Raw genomic sequence first — 16536 nt, forward strand, 5'->3', positions numbered from 1 at the left:
TCTCGGTTTTTTGGTTTTTAAAATTGAACTAAAATGCTTAATTTCGCAGAAGTTTTTATGAAAAATTTGTTTGTTCTTTTGATTTTCTTTCTACTTTCCTGTTCAAAAAACACACAGGTTCATCCGCCCGTAGGTGGACTTTTAAGTCAAAAAGATTTAGAAAACTCTCGTAATAGAAGCAAAGATTTAAATCAAACGGAACGCACTCAGATTCAAGATTGGATTAATAATCAGGACGTAAAATATTATCCGATGGCGATGAATTATTGGGTGGATAAAGAAAATCTAGATTCTGAACTAAAAAAATCAGATGGAAAATTAGTTAGTTATCAATATGATATTTATGACTTTGATGAAGCTAAAATTTACTCAAATCCTATCATAAAAAAAGAGGTTAAATTGGGGAAATATGAAGATTTAAAAGCAGTAGAAAACGTAGTACGTTATTTAAAATCTGGCGAAGAAGCAACGCTTTTGGTACCTTCAGTTTTGGCCTTTGGTAGTTACGGAGACAACAAGAAAATTGCGAATGATGTACCGCTTATCATAAAAATAAAAGTTTTTTAATTATTCAAAATTAAATCGAAGATTCGAAAATACCGAAATAAAGATAATCACAGATGCATAAAAAATTATTAACTTATTCAATCTTATTATTAACTCTTATAAATTGTAAAACATTGAGCATAGACAAAGACACTTACAACGGACTTCAAGATGGTATTTATGCCAATCTCAAAACTTCTAAAGGCGAAATGCTTGTGAAATTAGAAGATAAAAAATCACCTGTGACAGTGGCTAATTTCGTAGGATTAGCAGAAGGTAAAATTGAAAACAAAGCCAAAAAGAAAGGTGAGCCTTTTTATGACGGTACTATTTTTCACCGCGTGATAAAAGATTTTATGATTCAAGGCGGTGATCCGCAGGGAACGGGAATGGGGGATCCAGGTTATAAATTCGATGACGAAAAAAATGATCTTACATTCACAGGAAAAGGAATACTTGCAATGGCGAATTCTGGTCCGAACACAAATGGCTCGCAGTTTTTCATTACTGAAGTTGCAACCCCGCATTTAAACGGCAAACACACTATTTTTGGGCATTTAGTAAAAGGTGAAGAAGTGATTGATACTATTGCGAATGTGCAAAAAGGACCGCAAGATAAACCGGTAGTTCCTGTTGTTTTAGAAAAAGTTTCTATTATTACAAAAGGTGACGGATATAAGCATTATGATGCACAGAAAATTTTTAATGAAGGAAAATCTAAAATTCAGGAAAATAATAAAGCTTATTTAGCCAAAGCTGAGGCAGAAATAAAGAAAAAAGAAGAAGAATTTAAAGTAAATCAAGGAAAAATGGTAGAAGATTTCAAAGCAGGAATGCAAAAAACAGACTCTGGTCTTTATTATAAAATCACAAAGACCACGCAAGGAAAAGCTCCAAAATCTGGTGATAAAATTTCGGTTCATTATGCTGGCAAATTAGTAGACGGGACTGAGTTTGATTCTTCTTTTAAAAGAGGTGAACCAATAGAGTTTAATGTGGGTGTCGGTCAAGTAATTAAAGGTTGGGATGAAGGTATTTTATTATTAAAAGAGGGGGAAACTGCCACTTTATTGATTCCTTCAGATTTGGGTTATGGTGCGAGAGGCGCAGGCGGCGTAATTCCGCCAAACGCGTGGTTGGTTTTTGACGTTGAACTTGTAAAAGTTCCTTAAAAACACTTAAAACATTTATTTTAAAATCACTTTCAAACAATTTTGAAAGTGATTTTTTTATTTAAAAAACAAATTAATACCTTCGTGAAAATTTGTAAAGTAAGATGAACGTAAAAGAAGTTACTGCAGAATTAGGACATTTATTTCCCTTACAAGAGGCGGAAGATTTTGATAATGTGGGCTTATTGTGTGGAAATCCTGAACGCCAAGTTTCGGGGATATTAATCTGTCATGATGCTTTAGAAAGCATTGTGGAGGAAGCCATTTCAAAGAATGTGAATTTCATTGTTTCTTTTCATCCGATTATTTTTTCTGGTTTAAAATCAATTACGGGGAAAAATTATGTTGAAAAAGCGGTCTTAAAAGCGTTAGAAAATAAAATAGCCATTTACGCTATTCACACGAGTTTTGACAACGATTATTTTGGTGTTAATTTTAAAATTTGTGAAAAATTAGGTTTAAAAAACCAACATATTTTGATGCCTAAAAAGAATGCTTTAAAACAACTTCAGGTTTATGTTCCAAAACAATATTCTGAATCTGTAAAAAAATCTCTATTTAAGGCTGGCGCGGGAAATATAGGCTTTTATGATGAATGTAGTTTTAAAATTTCAGGTGAAGGCACTTTCCGGCCAATTGAAGGTTCAAACCCTTTTTCAGGCACCTTAAATAAGAGAGAAAATGCTGAGGAAGATGTAATTTCTGTCATTTTTGAAAGTTATAAATTGAATAAAATTTTAGAGGCCGTGAAATCTGTGCATCCTTATGAAGAAGTCGCGCATCAAATCATTAACCTTGACAATGAAAATCATTATTCTGGTTTAGGTCGTTTTGGCGAATTAGAAGATGATTTAGATATTGAAGATTTTTTAAAATTAGTAAAAGAAAAATTTAATTTAAAAGTAATTAAATACAGCGAAAATTTAAATAAAAAAATAAAAAAAGTCGGCGTTCTCGGCGGAAGTGGCGCTTCAGGAATTTCTGCCGCAATGAAAAATAATTGTGATGCTTACTTAACTGGCGATCTAAAATACCACGATTTTTTCTCAGTTGAAGATAAAATGCTTCTGTGTGATATTGGTCATTTTGAATCTGAGCAATTTATTGTTAGTCAATTATTTGAAAAATTATCACAAATATTCACTACCTTTGCAGTCTTAAAATCTGAGGAGAAAACAAATCCTATTAAATATTTCTTTTAAAACATGGCTAAAAAAATTATTGAAATTTCAGTAGAAGAAAAACTAAGAGCGCTTTATGATTTACAAATTATAGACTCTAGACTTGATGAAATAAGAAATACGAGAGGTGAATTGCCGATTGAAGTTGAAGATTTAGAAATAGAAATAGAAGGTCTCGAAAAAAGATCCGATAAATTTGAAACTGAAATCAAAGAGCAAAATGACGAAGTTAATAACAAAAAGGAATTAATGAGTCATGCTGAATCTTTGATCGGAAAATACAAAACACAGCAAGACAACGTTCGTAACAATAAAGAATTTGAATCTTTATCTAAAGAAATTGAATTTCAAGAGCTTGAGATCCAATTGGCAGAGAAAAAGATGAAAGAATTCGGTGCTAAAATTTCTCACAAAGAAGAGACTTTAGATGAACTGAAAACTAAAATTACCGAACTGAAATCTCATCTTGGACACAAAAAAGAAGAATTAGAAAATTTAGTGTCAGAAACTCAAAAAGAGGAAGACTTCCTTTTAAAAAAATCTGAAGATTTTGCTCAAAAAATTGACGAAAGATTATTAGCATCTTACCACAGAATCCGTAACGGTTCTAAAACTGGTTTAGCTGTTGTAGGTTTAGAAAGAGGTGCGCCAAAAGGTTCTTTTTTTACTTTGCCACCACAAAAGCAAATGGAAATTGCACAGCGTAAAAAAATTATTATTGATGAGCATTCCGGTAAAATTTTAGTGGACGATGAAATGGTTAACGAAGAAAATGAAAAAATGAAAAGTATTATTAAATTTTAATTTACTTCAAAATTTTATAAAAAAAATGTCCCGATTATTTCGGGACATTTTTATTTTCTAAGGAAAATTATTTTAAATACTTTCTCAATTTCCAAGCCATTTTTTCGTGATCTTGGATCAATCCTGTTAAGAAATCTGCCGTTCCTACATCTTTGAATTTATCTTCACATTGATCAATGAAATCACGTAATGATTTAATGATGCTTTCATGATCACCAACTAATTCTTTCAGCATATTTTGGTTATCAGGGATTTTGCCAGGGTTTTCTTTTAATTGAGACATTTCAGAAAATTCTTTGGTAGTGCCAATTGCAATTCCGCCCAAAGTACTTATTCTTTCTGCAACCAAATCTACGGCTTCACCAACTTTTTTATATTGTGCTTCAAAAAGTTCGTGTAATTCCAAGAAGTTGTCCCCAGATAAATTCCAGTGAAATTTTCTCAGTTTGATATAAAGAACATTTCCATCTGCTAAAACTTTATTGAGTAATTTGTTTACGCCATCAAGATTTTTTTGCGTAATTCCTAAGTCGGGTTTTATATTTTTCATAATATTTATTTTTTAGTTTACATTAATTTTACCTTCTACACCATCAGAATTATCGGTTTTTTTACCAGAAATTGCAGCTCCTACAAAACTTAGCATAGTTATCAATTTTCCAGCTTTCGTATCCCAATAATAAGTTTCATCTGGTGTCACTCGGATGATGCTTACATTTGGATCCTCTTTTCCATCAAACCAAGCATTGGCCAGCGGTGACCATTTGTCTTCAATTGTCGATTTGTCTTTATAGATAAATGCTTTTCCAAATACCGATAAATATTCAGAATTACCGTTGTTCATAAAAAAAAGTTGAACTTTATTGTCTTCTTTTATTTCGAAATTTTTATTGCTATTGTCCCCGCTGATGAACCAAAGATTTCCTTCCTTGTCCGTTTCTTGCAAACTCATTGGTCGGGATGCAATTGGTAATTTTTCCAGTTCTGTGCAAAATATACATATTCTTGCGCTTTCTGATAATTCTTTCAATTTTTCTATTGCTTTCTGCTGGTCTAAATTTTCTGTTGACATAATATTTTATTTTTTAATTAATCGTTTTGATTTCCATTCGCACACCAGTAAATTGCATTATCTATATTAGCAACGTCGAAAGTTTCATATTCGCCTGGCATCACCACACTAAAAGCAGCAATTGAATTTTGTACGGCAACACTATTTGTAACTATTGCTACACGATTCCAGTTTGCAAAGTTTTTTAATGCCATTATTGCATCTTCGTACCATGCTCCCAAGGTAAAATTACTAACATCGGTATCCAAAAGTAGAAGGCAGTTCAGTTCTCCGAATTGATTTAATTTCACTTCAATTTGCGGCAAAACACAATTTTCGTAATCTTCTTTTGTAATTTCGCCAGTCGCCTTTAGCGCAACGATGTTGTCAGGAGTTTCTGGAATGGTAATGATCATAATTTAATTTTTTTAAATGTTTTTAGAAGCAAAAGTTTTTCTTTATTATTAAAATTTCGGTTCCGTTTTTCATTGTAATTTTTTTTGCAATTACAGTTTACACGAAGTAATTTGCTGAACAACTCGTTAATCTCCCTAAGTAAATAAGGATTTTTACTGCATTCCGTGCTATGTTGACATTTATTTTCACCTTTTACTATTCAAGAATTAAACCATAGAAGTAATTTTAGCTCGTATTAATGTTAAATTTTTTTTAACACTTATTTTAAGTAAAGAACCATTTTAAAAGGCGCAATAATTGCTAGCGTAGTCTAGTTAATTTTCCGCAAACCACATCTTTCCAATTTATAGATTTTTGTGACTTTATTAGTAAAAATCACTAATAATTATTTCAGCAGAAAGAGTTTAAAGTTTATTAAAGAGAATTTATGAATCTTATTAAATTCACGTCAAAAGGCATTTATTGTATTCCTGGAAAATTTTATCTGGATCCGTGGCGACCGGTTGACCTTGCTGTGATTACTCACGGTCACGGCGATCATGCGAAATGGGGAATGAAAAAATATTTGTGTCATCATTTTACAAAACCTATTTTAAAAATTAGGATCGGTGAAGATATCACTTGCGATAGCGTCGGTTATAATGAACCAATTATGATCAACGGTGTTAAAGTTAGTTTTCATCCCGCCGGTCATATTGTTGGTTCTTCCCAAATACGTATGGAATATAAAGGTTACGTCACCGTTTTCACTGGCGATTATAAAATGCAGGACGACGGAATTTCAACACCTTTTGAGTTGGTTAAATGCAATGAATTTATCACCGAAAGTACTTTTGGATTACCTATTTATAATTGGTTGACGCCGCAACAATACGCAGATCAAATGCAATCTTGGGTGGCATTAAATAAAAGTCAAGACAAAACTTCAGTTTTTATTGGTTACTCTTTAGGCAAAGCGCAGCGGATTTTAAAATCTGTGGAAGGTGCTGGAAAAATTTACGTTCATAGTTCCATTGGTAGATTAAATGAAGCCATTGAAAGTTGCGGCATTAAACTTCCGGAATACGAAGTTTTGGATTTTCATGATGATATTAAAAAGGTAAAAGGCGATATCGTTATTGTTCCGCCAGCTCTGTCAGATTCAAACATGATCCGTAAAATTCCCAATCGTGCTACCGCTGTTTGTTCCGGTTGGATGCAGGTTCGCGGTTCGCGCCGTTGGAAATCTGCCGATGCGGGTTTCGCAATCTCAGATCACGCCGATTGGAATGGTTTAATTGATACCATAAAAGCCACAGGCGCCGAAAAAGTGCATGTAACACATGGACAAATCGCAGTTTTTACCAAATATTTAAATGAAATCGGCATCAATGCTTTTGAAGTTAAAACTCTTTTTGGCGATGAAGAAGAAAGTTCAACAGAAATTACTAAAGCAGAAGAGATATGAAACATTTTGCTGAACTCATCAATGCTGTAGAAAGTAGTAATAAAACGACCGCAAAAGTGGATGCCATTGTTCATTACTTACAAATTGCAGATGAAAAGGACAAACTTTGGTTTCTGGCTTTATTTACCGGAAAACGTCCAAAAAGACCAGTTAATTCAAATTTTTTGAAAGAATGGGCTTACGAAATTACAGGAATTCCGGAATGGCTTTTTATGGAAAGTTATTCCTCTGTTGGCGATTTAGGTGAGACTTTATCTTTAATTTTACCTGCACCACAAGAATTAATTGAAAAACCTTTGCATCAATGGATGTCGGAATTATTAGATTTAAAAACTAAATCTGATGAAGAAAAAAAAGAATATGTTTTAGAAAGTTGGAACGGTTTGGATTATACTGAACGTTTTATTTTTAATAAATTAATTGGCGGCAGTTTCCGGATTGGCGTTTCTAAAAAGTTATTAATAAATGCTTTGGCAAAATATTCTGGAATTGAAAGTAGCACTTTAATGCACAGCATTATGGGGAAATGGGAAGTTGCTACCACTAATTTTTCAGAATTAATTTCCGGTGAAAATATAAATCCCGATAATTCTAAACCTTATCCTTTTTGCCTCGCTTATCCTTTAGAGAAAACAGTTGAAGATTTGGGCGATATAGAAAATTGGCAGGCAGAATATAAATGGGACGGCATTCGTGGACAATTCATCAAAAGAAATGATGAAGTTTTTATCTGGTCGCGTGGCGAAGAACTGGTTAATGATCAGTTTCCAGAATTGATTTCAGCCTTTTTAGAAATGCCCGGCGATTTTGTTCTGGATGGTGAAATTTTAGCAGTTTTGGATGATCAAGTTTTAAACTTCAATGTTTTGCAGCAACGACTTAATCGAAAAACAATTTCTGCTAAAATGATGAGGGAAATCCCGATTCAGACTTTTGTTTATGATATTTTGGAATTGGACGGCAAGGATTTACGCGATTTAGATCTGGTTGAAAGACGGTTAATTCTAGAAAATTTGATTGAAAATACCATTGTTGAAAATATTAAAATTCCAGATTTAGTTATTTGCAAAGATTGGGAAGAATTAGCAAAAGCGCGCGAATCATCTCGCGATAATAATTCTGAAGGTTTGATGCTTAAGCAAAAATCTTCAAAATACCATTCTGGACGTAAAAAAGGTGATTGGTGGAAATGGAAAGTCGATCCATTGACTATTGATGCGGTTTTAATTTATGCCCAAAAAGGAAGTGGACGAAGAAGTGGTTTTTACACAGATTATACTTTTGCGGTAAAAAAAGACGACCAATTAGTGACGATTGCAAAAGCGTACTCTGGTTTAACAGACAAAGAAATTATGGAAGTCAGCCGTTTCGTAACTAAAAATTCTCTAGAAAAATTTGGTCCAGTCCGAACCGTAAAAGCAGAACTCGTTTTTGAAATTGCTTTTGAAGGTATTGGTTTTAGCAAAAGACATAAAAGTGGCGTTGCGCTGCGTTTTCCTCGCATCGTTAGATGGCGGCGGGACAAAAAAGTGGATGAAATTGACGATATAGAAGAAGTAAAAAAACTGATTACTTAATGAGTGATTTTCAAAATTCTGAAGGTTACCAAATTATCAAAAATTGGTTAGAGGAAAAGTCTTTTTCACCTTTTGATTTCCAGTTAAAAACTTGGGAAAAATATAACCGGGGTTTTAGCGGAATGGTCATTGCGCCCACAGGTTTTGGAAAAACGTTTTCTGTTTTTCTAGCAGTTGTAACAGATTTTTTAAATCATCCGGAACAGTATAAAGATGGTTTAAAATTACTTTGGGTTTCACCACTTCGCGCGCTTGCAAAAGATATCGCAAAAGCCATGACAGAAGTGATTGCGGAAATTGGTTTGGATTGGACGGTTGGCGTTAGAAACGGTGACACGAAACTTTCAGAAAAAGCCAGACAAGTCAAAAAGATGCCCGATATTCTTTTAGTGACGCCGGAAACTCTGCACTTACTTTTAGCCCAAAAAAATCACCAGCGTTATTTTAAAAATTTAAAATGTGTCGCCGTTGATGAGTGGCATGAACTTCTTGGAAGCAAACGCGGCGTTCTGGTTGAGTTGGGAATAAGCAGATTATTAAGTTATCAAAAAAAAATAAAAATTTGGGGAATTACAGCAACCATCGGTAATTTAGATGAAGCCCTCGAAGTTTTAATTCCTTATGATTTAAAGAAAACTAAAATTGTCGCTAAAGAAAAAAAGAAAATAGATATTATTCCGGTTTTTCCAGATGAGGTTGAAATTTTGCCGTGGGCGGGACACCTCGGTGGAAAATTGGTGGATAAAGTTGTTCCTATAATTTTACAAAGTAAAACAACAATTGTTTTTACAAATACCCGAAGTCAGGCCGAAATGTGGTATCAATTATTGCTCAGTTATTATCCTGATTTTGCCGGACAGATCGCTATTCACCATAGTTCGATTGATAAAGATTTACGAATTTGGATTGAAGAAAATCTCAGTTCAGGTTATTTAAAAGCCGTCGTTTCAACGTCTTCTTTAGATTTGGGCGTCGATTTTAAACCTGTCGACACCGTGATTCAAGTTGGTTCTGCGAAAGGCGTTGCAAGATTTTTGCAGCGTGCGGGTAGAAGCGGGCATTCCCCGTTTGAAACCTCAAAAGTTTATTTTGTTCCGACGCATTCTCTGGAATTAATAGAGGTCGCTGCTTTAAAAGAGGCTGTTAAACAAAACGTGATTGAACCGAGAATTCCAATGGTAATGACTTTCGATGTCTTAGTGCAATATCTTGTGACTTTGGCTGTCGGTGAAGGTTTTGAACCGTTCGACACTTTTAAACAAATTAAAAAAACCTTTGCTTTCAGTTTAATTACTGAAGAAGAATGGACTTCACTTTTACAGTTTATAACCGTCGGCGGTGGCGCTTTTAAAAATTATGAAGAATTTCATAAAGTGGTTATTGAAGACGGGATTTATAAAGTGACGAGCCGCAGAATCGCAATGTTGCACCGCATGAATATTGGTGTTATTGTAAGTGATGCCATGTTAAAAGTTCGTTTTATTAGCGGCGGTTATATCGGAATGATCGAGGAATATTTTATTACAAAACTGAATAAAGACGATAAATTTATTTTAGCTGGTCGTGTTTTAGAAGTCGTTCAGATTAAAGAAATGACGGTTTACGTGAAAGGTGCGAAAGGAAAAGCGCGCGTTCCAAGTTATTTGGGCGGAAGATTACCGATGAGTTCTTATCTTGGTCAGTTTTTGCGTTTAAAATTATCAGATTCTTTGACGGCAAAAACATCAGAAAAAGAATTAACGTTTTTGCATCCGCTTTTGGCAAGTCAAAGCGAACGTTCCGTGATTCCTAAAAAAGACGAATTTTTGGTGGAATCTATTCACACGCGGGAAGGTTATCACATATTCATGTATCCGTTTGAAGGACGCTTAATTCACGAAGTGATGTCTGCTTTGATGGCGTTTCGCTTAAGTAAATTTGAGCAGTTATCGTTTTCAATGGCGATGAATGATTATGGATTTGAATTATTTTCCGCGAAAGAAATCCCGATTGATGACGGCATTTTAGCCGAAATTTTAAGTAAAGACAATTTAATTCAGAATGTTTTAAGTTCTATTAATGCAACTGAAATGGCGCGTCGGAAATTTCGTGATATTGCTGTGATTTCCGGAATGGTCATTCAAACTTATCCTGGACAACAGAAAAATAACAAGAGTTTGCAGTCTTCTGCGGGTTTGGCTTTCAATGTTTTGGAAGAATATAACCCAGAAAATTTGCTTTATAAACAGGCTTTCACGGAAGTTTTTAATCAACAGATTGATGAGACGAGATTGTATGAGGCTTTTGAAAGAATAGAAAATTCAAAAATTATCCTCAAATTTGCAAACGCTTTTACGCCGTTAAGTTTCCCGATAAAAGTGGATAGTTTGCGACAATCGATGAGCAATGAAGATTTGGGGGACAGAATACGCAGACTACAGGAAGCATCAATGAAAAAGAAATTTAAGAAAGGAAAATGATCGAGGTTTTAGAAAAAGAAATTCACGGCGAAATAGTAACATTTACAAATTTACGGGCACTTTTTTGGAAGCGTAAAAACGCTTTAATAATCAGCGATCTGCACGTCGGAAAAGCAGCGCATTTCAGAAAAAATGGTATCGCAATGCCGACCGATATTTTGCAAAAAGATCTTAAAAATTTAGAACAACTTTTAGAACACTTTGAAGTTCATCATATCATCATTGTCGGCGATCTTTTTCACGCCGGAAAAAACACAGATCTGGATTTGTTTTGCGATTGGCGAAAACAATTTTCAGATTTAAAAATCACTTTAATAAAAGGCAATCACGATAGAATTAAAAAAGAATTTTATTGCGATAACTGCATTGATTTAATTGAAAATAAACTAGAAATTTCACCTTTTACTTTCGTTCACGAACCAGTAATTCAGGAAGATCAATTTACCATTTCTGGACATATTCACCCTGGCGTAATTGTCGGAAACCGTAAAGAAAGTGTAAAATTACCGTGTTTTTCATATTCAAAAAATCAACTGATTTTACCCGCGTTCAGTGAGTTTACAGGTTTGGATACCAAAACTTTAAATAAGAATTTTAAAGCCATCGCCTTTACAAAAGGTCTGATTTTTGAAGTTTAATTTGAAAATAAAAAGTATGAAAAACTTCAATAAAATAGCGCTGGGTTTGGGTTTAAGCGCCGCTGCAGTGTTCTTGTTAAATTCCTGCGCAATTGGTTTGCCGAAAGGCGCAGCGGCAGTTCAAAACTTTAAAGCCGACAAATATTTAGGAAAATGGTACGAAATTGCGCGTTTCGATTACGTTTTTGAAAAAAATATGAATCAGGTGACGGCGACTTATTTCAAAAAAGAAAATGGCAATTTAAAAGTCGAAAACCGTGGCTACGATTACATAAAAAATAAATGGAAAGAATCTGTGGGCGAAGCAAAATTTGTAAAAAACCCAACAATTGGCGAATTAAAAGTGTCTTTCTTTAAACCAATTTGGGAGTCTTATAACGTGATCGATATTGATGAAGATTACAAATACGCTTTGGTCGTTGGTAATAATTTAGATTACCTCTGGATCTTGTCCCGCGAAAAAACTTTGCCGGAATCTTACAAACAGCGGTTTTTAGCGAAAGCAAAATCTTTAGGTTTTAAAACTGATGATTTAATTTGGGTGAAACATACTGAGAAGAAGTAAATAAAAAATGATATCCAATTTTGGAAATCTTTTTTTAAAAGATAATAATTATTTTTATAGACCTAATTGGGAAATCAAATCTTCCTTATCTTGATTTGAAAGCCAAATAATAAATCCTTTATCTACTATATTTAATTTTAAATTGCTACTATCGTAATCAATAATAAGTGGAATTGTATTTTTTTTAACCTGTAGAGATGCTATTGACTTTAATGCTTGCGTTAAGTTTCCTGGGTTTAAATCCTGCTTGCGAGGGTGTTCGGCTTGAAGCAAAGCATTAATTTCACTTCTTTTTAAACCTTTTTCTAATCTCTCAATATCACATTTCAAAATTGCATACATTATCCATTTGTGCATTTCTAATTCTGTACTTTGGAAGCCTTCGGAAATATTAGTTATTAAGTTGTAATACCTTCCGGAGTGCTGATTAATAACTTGAGAAATTATCTCATCTAAACTCGAACAATCTAAAATCTGATTTGTCTCTTGAGTTTCTTCGATATTATTATTTTTACAGACATGATAACATACTTCTTGAACAATATAAACATTATTTAAACTTTTCTCAATCAGTTCATTCTTGGATTCTTCAGGCATTGAAATATTTAATAAATTTTCCCCATCATTAATTAGTGAAAGTAAATTTTCATCAGTCCACACATCTGCATTAACAGATTTTATTCTTCCTGATAAATCACCATTTAATGCAATAAGTCTATTTTCTTCCAACCAAACGCCAACCACGATAAAAGTTAATTTAGAGTTTTCATGAAATGCTTTTAGTTCAATTGCAAAATCAACCTGTGTTTCATCTTTTAAGTAATGAAAATCTTCAATAATTATATATTTATTAAATTCTTGGCTTTTAAGCGCTTTTATAATGTCGTTGACGTCATCAGGGTCAAGTTCTAAAGGTTCATATACTTTTTGATTTGTTTTTTCACCTTCCGCTTCTGCGCCTAAGTTTCCAAATAAATGAAAATTAAAGCCAACCTTTATTTTTGCTCTGCCAGAAAGTGTTTTTGTTTCAGAGACTTGAACTGTAAAACCTGCTTGTTTCAGAATATTTACATTTAAATTGTATAAATCCATCTTATTGTCACAATGAACAACAATGTAATCTTCTATAGCAATATTTCTTTTTCTCAAGCAAGTTTTTCCTTGTTTTGAACTTCCAAAAATCACAACATGATGTTTACGATCTAATGCATCTTTAAAAACTTCATCGGCTTCTCTATTAATATAGTTTAATGGCAAATCTCTTTGGATACCAAAAACATCTTTTGTGTGACTCATAGGAATAATATAAAAATTTGTTAAAGCAATATTTTCAAATTTAGGCAATTTTTTTTAACGTATCAAAACTAATAAATTTAAAACAAAATTGAAGAATATCAATTATTGCACAGATTTGTTTTTTGCAGAATTTGTTCCAATCTCACTACCTTTACACAAACTTTTAAAATAAATGAAAGCAGCGCTCATAACAATAGGTGATGAAATTTTATCCGGAAATACAGTCGATACCAATTCCACTTTTATTGCGGAACAACTGAAAAATATCGGCATCAAAACAGTGCAGATCTTTACTATTTCCGATGAAATTGACACCATTAAAAAAACCTTGAAACTGGCTTTTGAACTGGCAGATTTGGTGATCACAACGGGCGGCTTAGGTCCAACAAAAGATGATAAAACCAAAATTGCTTTTAAAGATTATTTTAATGACAAATTGGTTTTAGATGAAGCCACTTTTGAGCATTTAAAGCAATTATTTATAAAACGAGGCCGCGAGCATTTATTAGAAATCAATAAAGACCAAGCCGTGGTTTTGTCTAAAGCCTTTGTTTTTCAGAATTTTAACGGCACTGCGCCTTGTCAAATGGTGGCAGAGAATGGCAATATCGCGATTTGTCTGCCCGGCGTTCCGTATGAAGTAAAACCTTTTATTAGAAACCAAATTATTCCTTTCCTGCAGCAGAAATTTAAACTTCCTTTTATAGAAAGCCGTTTTATTTCTGTGGTTAATTATCCGGAAAGTTTATTGGCAAATGATATTGAAAGTTGGGAAGACAATTTGCCAGAGCATATGACGCTTTCTTATTTGCCGGTAGGAAACCGCGTGAAACTTCGTTTAACTGCAAATGGCGAAAACTTGAGAGATTTACAGAATGATTTAGAAAAGCAAATTAAAAAGGTCGTGGTAATTATTGGCGACCGCGTCATTGCGACTACTGAAGATAAAATTGAGAAGATCTTGCATGATATTTTAGTTAAACAAAAACTGACGATATCAACGGCAGAAAGTTGTACTGGCGGCGAATTAGCTAGATTAATTACTTCAGTTTCCGGTTCTTCAAATTATTTTATTGGCGGGATGATTCCATATCAAACTGATAAAAAAATAGATATTTTAGGTGTTTCTAAAAATACCATCGAAAAGTTCACGGTTGTAAGTGAAGAAGTCGCCGCAGAAATGGCGGTAAAATGTCAGGATTTATTTAAAAGTGATATTGCAATCTCTACAACTGGCGTTGCCGGACCAAATCAAGACGAAGATGGAAATGAAACGGGAACGGTTTTTTACGCGCTTAGAATTAAGGATAAAACTGAAAATTTTAGATTATTTCTGCCACATTTAGACCGAGGTGATTTTGTGAATTTCGTGTCGCAGAAAATTATTCAGGATCTAGTGACTTTCTTGGTCGCTAACAAATAAGATTTTTTCACCCGCAGATTTAGCAGATGACGCAGATAAATGCATTTAAAAATCTACTTAATTTACTAAAGCTGCGAGATTATTTTTTTTTGATTATATTCAATTATTTAAATCTTCTTCCTCTTTTTCTTGAAATTTAGAATCATCAAAGTTTAAATTATCCATAGCAAGAAGTTCAGATTCTCTTTCCAAAGCATCTCTGGTAGTGAAAGTAAAATCGTCAGAGATTTTAGATTTTGCAAGTTTTCTGGTCACTTCTTTATCGATTAAAGTAAATCTTTTCGCCATTCTTCGCGCAGCATATTTTCGCATCCCAGTTGATTGTAAAATGTCAACTGCCATATTTACAGCAGTTCCCAAAGTTTCACGGTAGATATTATCAATGCCATTATTGATAAATGTAAAGGCATCATTCCTGTTTTTTGAGCGAACAAACATTTTTAAATTAGGAAAATTTTCACGCGCTAATTCTGAAATATAAAGGTTGTCTTCAGGTTTATCTAAGCATAAAACCAAAATATCGGCGTTTTCTGCACCTGCCGTTTTTAGCATTTGTAAACGTCGTGCATCACCATAATATACTTTAAAACCGTAACTTCTCAATATTCTGACTCTATTGGAATCGTGGTCTAAAATGGTTGGTTTTATTTTATTGGCGCGCAGCAATCTTCCGACAGTTGATCCAAAATGGCCGAATCCGACGATGATTATTTTTCTCTGATCAATGTCTTGTGTCAAAGATTCATTTTCTTTGTCTTCAGACAATTTAATGTTAAAATTTGGGGCAATTAAGCGTTCATTTAAAATTAATAAAAAGGGTGTTGCAAACATTGTAATGGCGACAACAGCCAACATTTGAGAATGAAAAACAGGTTCAACTAAATATAAATTTGAGGAATAATTTAATAAAACAAAAGCAAATTCGCCAACTTGTGACAAAGCGAAAGCGTAGAGAAAATTCTGGTCGTTAGACATTTTATGGAATTTCCCAATGCTAAAAAGAACGATAAATTTCACTAGTAAAATCACAGTCGCAGTTCCAAAAATGAAACCTGGATTCTGCATTATGACATTAAAATTTATGGTAGAACCAACGCTGACGAAAAAAACGGCCAAAAGCAATCCTTTAAAGGGATCAATGTGACTTTCTAACTCATGTCTAAACTCACTATTTGCGAGCATGACACCGGCGATAAAAGCGCCTAAAGCGGGACTTAATCCAACTAAGGTCATTAACTCTGAAACGCCTAAAACCAAAAATAAAGAGGAAGCGGTTAAAAGTTCGTTCATCCCCGATTTTGAAACATATCTTAAAAATGGAACAAAAACATACCGGCCTAAAATAATTAAAATTACGACGCCAAATATTACCGAAAAAGACTGCACCCATTCAGGAAATCTCTGCAAAAAAAGAGTGCCCGCCGTTTCTTCTTTGGGTTTATAATTGGCGATAATTGGTAAAAGCGCCAAAATAGGTATTACCGCAATATCTTGCATTAATAAAGTTGAAAATGAAGCTTCGCCCGCAACGGTATTAAAAATATTTTTTTCCTGTAAAGTTTGAAGAACAATTGCTGTAGAAGACAGTGAAAAAGATAACGCGATGGTTATTGCCTGATCTGCGCGCCAATCTAAGAATCGAAAAATAGCAAAAAGTAAAACTGTCGTGAGGACAATTTGAACCAATCCCAAGCCAACTATTTTTTTTCGCATTCCCCAGAATTTCTTGGGCTCTAGTTCTAAACCAACTAAAAATAAAAGCATGACAACGCCAAATTCTGTCGCGTGCATAATATTATCAGCTTCGTTCCCCGTTAGTTTTAAAACAAACGGGCCTATAATGATACCGCCCAAAATATAACCAACTACGGAACTTAAACCCAGTTTTCTAACCAGCGGAACCATAATGATTGCCGCACCGAGAAAAATGAGTGTCGTCATTGCAAAAGAGGATTCCATT

General features: G+C 33.8%; 15 protein-coding genes. 10 read left to right on the forward strand and 5 right to left on the reverse strand.

The annotated features are described in order from the left end of the window. Positions 1-33: 33 nt before the first annotated feature. The 4 genes from ACVBED_RS06835 (at position 34) to ACVBED_RS06850 (ending at position 3703) form a co-directional block, all read left to right on the forward strand. A complete protein-coding gene (locus tag ACVBED_RS06835) occupies positions 34-567 on the forward strand; it encodes an FKBP-type peptidyl-prolyl cis-trans isomerase (RefSeq protein WP_447119891.1) in 534 nt (177 codons plus the stop codon). A 53-nt stretch (positions 568-620) separates the two neighbouring features. Then, positions 621-1718, forward strand: coding sequence for a peptidylprolyl isomerase (locus ACVBED_RS06840; RefSeq protein ID WP_447119892.1), 1098 nt, complete (start codon positions 621-623; stop codon positions 1716-1718). A gap of 104 nt (positions 1719-1822) precedes the next feature. Continuing rightward, complete coding sequence (locus ACVBED_RS06845) at positions 1823-2920, forward strand: Nif3-like dinuclear metal center hexameric protein (protein WP_447119893.1); 1098 nt, start codon at positions 1823-1825, stop codon at positions 2918-2920. A gap of 3 nt (positions 2921-2923) precedes the next feature. Beyond that, positions 2924-3703, forward strand: coding sequence for a zinc ribbon domain-containing protein (locus ACVBED_RS06850; protein WP_447119894.1), 780 nt, complete (start codon positions 2924-2926; stop codon positions 3701-3703). A gap of 67 nt (positions 3704-3770) precedes the next feature. On the opposite strand, the gene ACVBED_RS06855 is transcribed toward ACVBED_RS06850, so the two are convergent. The 3 genes from ACVBED_RS06855 to ACVBED_RS06865 are packed head-to-tail and all read right to left on the reverse strand — an operon-like array spanning position 3771 to position 5170. Beyond that, on the reverse strand, positions 3771-4253 hold the full coding sequence (locus ACVBED_RS06855) for a Dps family protein (protein WP_447119895.1): 483 nt from the start codon (positions 4251-4253) through the stop codon (positions 3771-3773). Positions 4254-4265: 12 nt separating this feature from the next. Next, positions 4266-4775 carry a pyridoxamine 5'-phosphate oxidase family protein gene (locus ACVBED_RS06860; protein WP_447119896.1) on the reverse strand — a complete coding sequence of 170 codons (510 nt, stop codon included), beginning with the start codon at positions 4773-4775 and terminating at the stop codon, positions 4266-4268. 17 nt (positions 4776-4792) lie between these two features. Then, positions 4793-5170, reverse strand: a complete 378-nt coding sequence (locus ACVBED_RS06865) for a SpoIIAA family protein (protein WP_447119897.1) — start codon at positions 5168-5170, stop codon at positions 4793-4795. Between the two features lie 428 nt (positions 5171-5598). Here ACVBED_RS06865 and ACVBED_RS06870 point away from each other — a divergent pair, with 428 nt between their 5' ends. Genes ACVBED_RS06870 through ACVBED_RS06890 form a run of 5 tightly spaced genes read left to right on the forward strand, consistent with a single transcriptional unit; the run spans position 5599 to position 11857 of the window. Further along, a complete protein-coding gene (locus ACVBED_RS06870; RefSeq protein ID WP_473094733.1) occupies positions 5599-6618 on the forward strand; it encodes a ligase-associated DNA damage response exonuclease in 1020 nt (339 codons plus the stop codon). Continuing rightward, positions 6615-8195 (forward strand): ATP-dependent DNA ligase, encoded by a 1581-nt coding sequence (locus tag ACVBED_RS06875; RefSeq protein WP_447119900.1) that lies wholly within the window; start codon positions 6615-6617, stop codon positions 8193-8195. The genes ACVBED_RS06870 and ACVBED_RS06875 overlap by 4 nt, the downstream gene beginning before the upstream one ends. Next, positions 8195-10654, forward strand: coding sequence for a ligase-associated DNA damage response DEXH box helicase (locus tag ACVBED_RS06880; RefSeq protein ID WP_447119901.1), 2460 nt, complete (start codon positions 8195-8197; stop codon positions 10652-10654). Before ACVBED_RS06875 ends, ACVBED_RS06880 begins: the two co-directional genes overlap by 1 nt. Then, on the forward strand, positions 10651-11292 hold the full coding sequence (pdeM, locus tag ACVBED_RS06885) for a ligase-associated DNA damage response endonuclease PdeM (RefSeq protein ID WP_447119902.1): 642 nt from the start codon (positions 10651-10653) through the stop codon (positions 11290-11292). Before ACVBED_RS06880 ends, pdeM begins: the two co-directional genes overlap by 4 nt. A 16-nt stretch (positions 11293-11308) precedes the next feature. Next, positions 11309-11857 carry a lipocalin family protein gene (locus ACVBED_RS06890; RefSeq protein WP_447119903.1) on the forward strand — a complete coding sequence of 183 codons (549 nt, stop codon included), beginning with the start codon at positions 11309-11311 and terminating at the stop codon, positions 11855-11857. Positions 11858-11911: 54 nt separating this feature from the next. Here the strand turns inward: ACVBED_RS06890 and ACVBED_RS06895 are convergent, their stop codons facing one another. After that, positions 11912-13201, reverse strand: a complete 1290-nt coding sequence (locus ACVBED_RS06895) for a hypothetical protein (RefSeq protein ID WP_473094734.1) — start codon at positions 13199-13201, stop codon at positions 11912-11914. Positions 13202-13325: 124 nt separating this feature from the next. Here ACVBED_RS06895 and ACVBED_RS06900 point away from each other — a divergent pair, with 124 nt between their 5' ends. Then, a complete protein-coding gene (locus tag ACVBED_RS06900; RefSeq protein ID WP_447119906.1) occupies positions 13326-14576 on the forward strand; it encodes a CinA family nicotinamide mononucleotide deamidase-related protein in 1251 nt (416 codons plus the stop codon). 99 nt (positions 14577-14675) lie between these two features. On the opposite strand, the gene ACVBED_RS06905 is transcribed toward ACVBED_RS06900, so the two are convergent. Beyond that, positions 14676-16535: a monovalent cation:proton antiporter-2 (CPA2) family protein gene (locus tag ACVBED_RS06905; protein ID WP_473094735.1), complete on the reverse strand. Its 1860-nt coding sequence runs from the start codon at positions 16533-16535 to the stop codon at positions 14676-14678. Position 16536 lies beyond the last annotated feature (1 nt).

The organism is Halpernia sp. GG3 (genome assembly GCF_052976925.2).

Bases quoted from the DNA above. Each gene is read 5' to 3' on its own strand.
- ACVBED_RS06860 (WP_447119896.1), bottom strand. From the start codon at position 4,775: ATGTCAACAGAAAATTTAGACCAGCAGAAAGCAATAGAAAAATTGAAA.
- ACVBED_RS06905 (WP_473094735.1), bottom strand. From the start codon at position 16,535: ATGGAATCCTCTTTTGCAATGACGACACTCATTTTTCTCGGTGCGGCA.
- ACVBED_RS06875 (WP_447119900.1), top strand. From the start codon at position 6,615: ATGAAACATTTTGCTGAACTCATCAATGCTGTAGAAAGTAGTAATAAA.
- ACVBED_RS06850 (WP_447119894.1), top strand. From the start codon at position 2,924: ATGGCTAAAAAAATTATTGAAATTTCAGTAGAAGAAAAACTAAGAGCG.
- ACVBED_RS06880 (WP_447119901.1), top strand. From the start codon at position 8,195: ATGAGTGATTTTCAAAATTCTGAAGGTTACCAAATTATCAAAAATTGG.
- ACVBED_RS06840 (WP_447119892.1), top strand. From the start codon at position 621: ATGCATAAAAAATTATTAACTTATTCAATCTTATTATTAACTCTTATA.
- pdeM (WP_447119902.1), top strand. From the start codon at position 10,651: ATGATCGAGGTTTTAGAAAAAGAAATTCACGGCGAAATAGTAACATTT.
- ACVBED_RS06900 (WP_447119906.1), top strand. From the start codon at position 13,326: ATGAAAGCAGCGCTCATAACAATAGGTGATGAAATTTTATCCGGAAAT.
- ACVBED_RS06835 (WP_447119891.1), top strand. From the start codon at position 34: ATGCTTAATTTCGCAGAAGTTTTTATGAAAAATTTGTTTGTTCTTTTG.
- ACVBED_RS06845 (WP_447119893.1), top strand. From the start codon at position 1,823: ATGAACGTAAAAGAAGTTACTGCAGAATTAGGACATTTATTTCCCTTA.
- ACVBED_RS06890 (WP_447119903.1), top strand. From the start codon at position 11,309: ATGAAAAACTTCAATAAAATAGCGCTGGGTTTGGGTTTAAGCGCCGCT.
- ACVBED_RS06855 (WP_447119895.1), bottom strand. From the start codon at position 4,253: ATGAAAAATATAAAACCCGACTTAGGAATTACGCAAAAAAATCTTGAT.
- ACVBED_RS06865 (WP_447119897.1), bottom strand. From the start codon at position 5,170: ATGATCATTACCATTCCAGAAACTCCTGACAACATCGTTGCGCTAAAG.
- ACVBED_RS06870 (WP_473094733.1), top strand. From the start codon at position 5,599: ATGAATCTTATTAAATTCACGTCAAAAGGCATTTATTGTATTCCTGGA.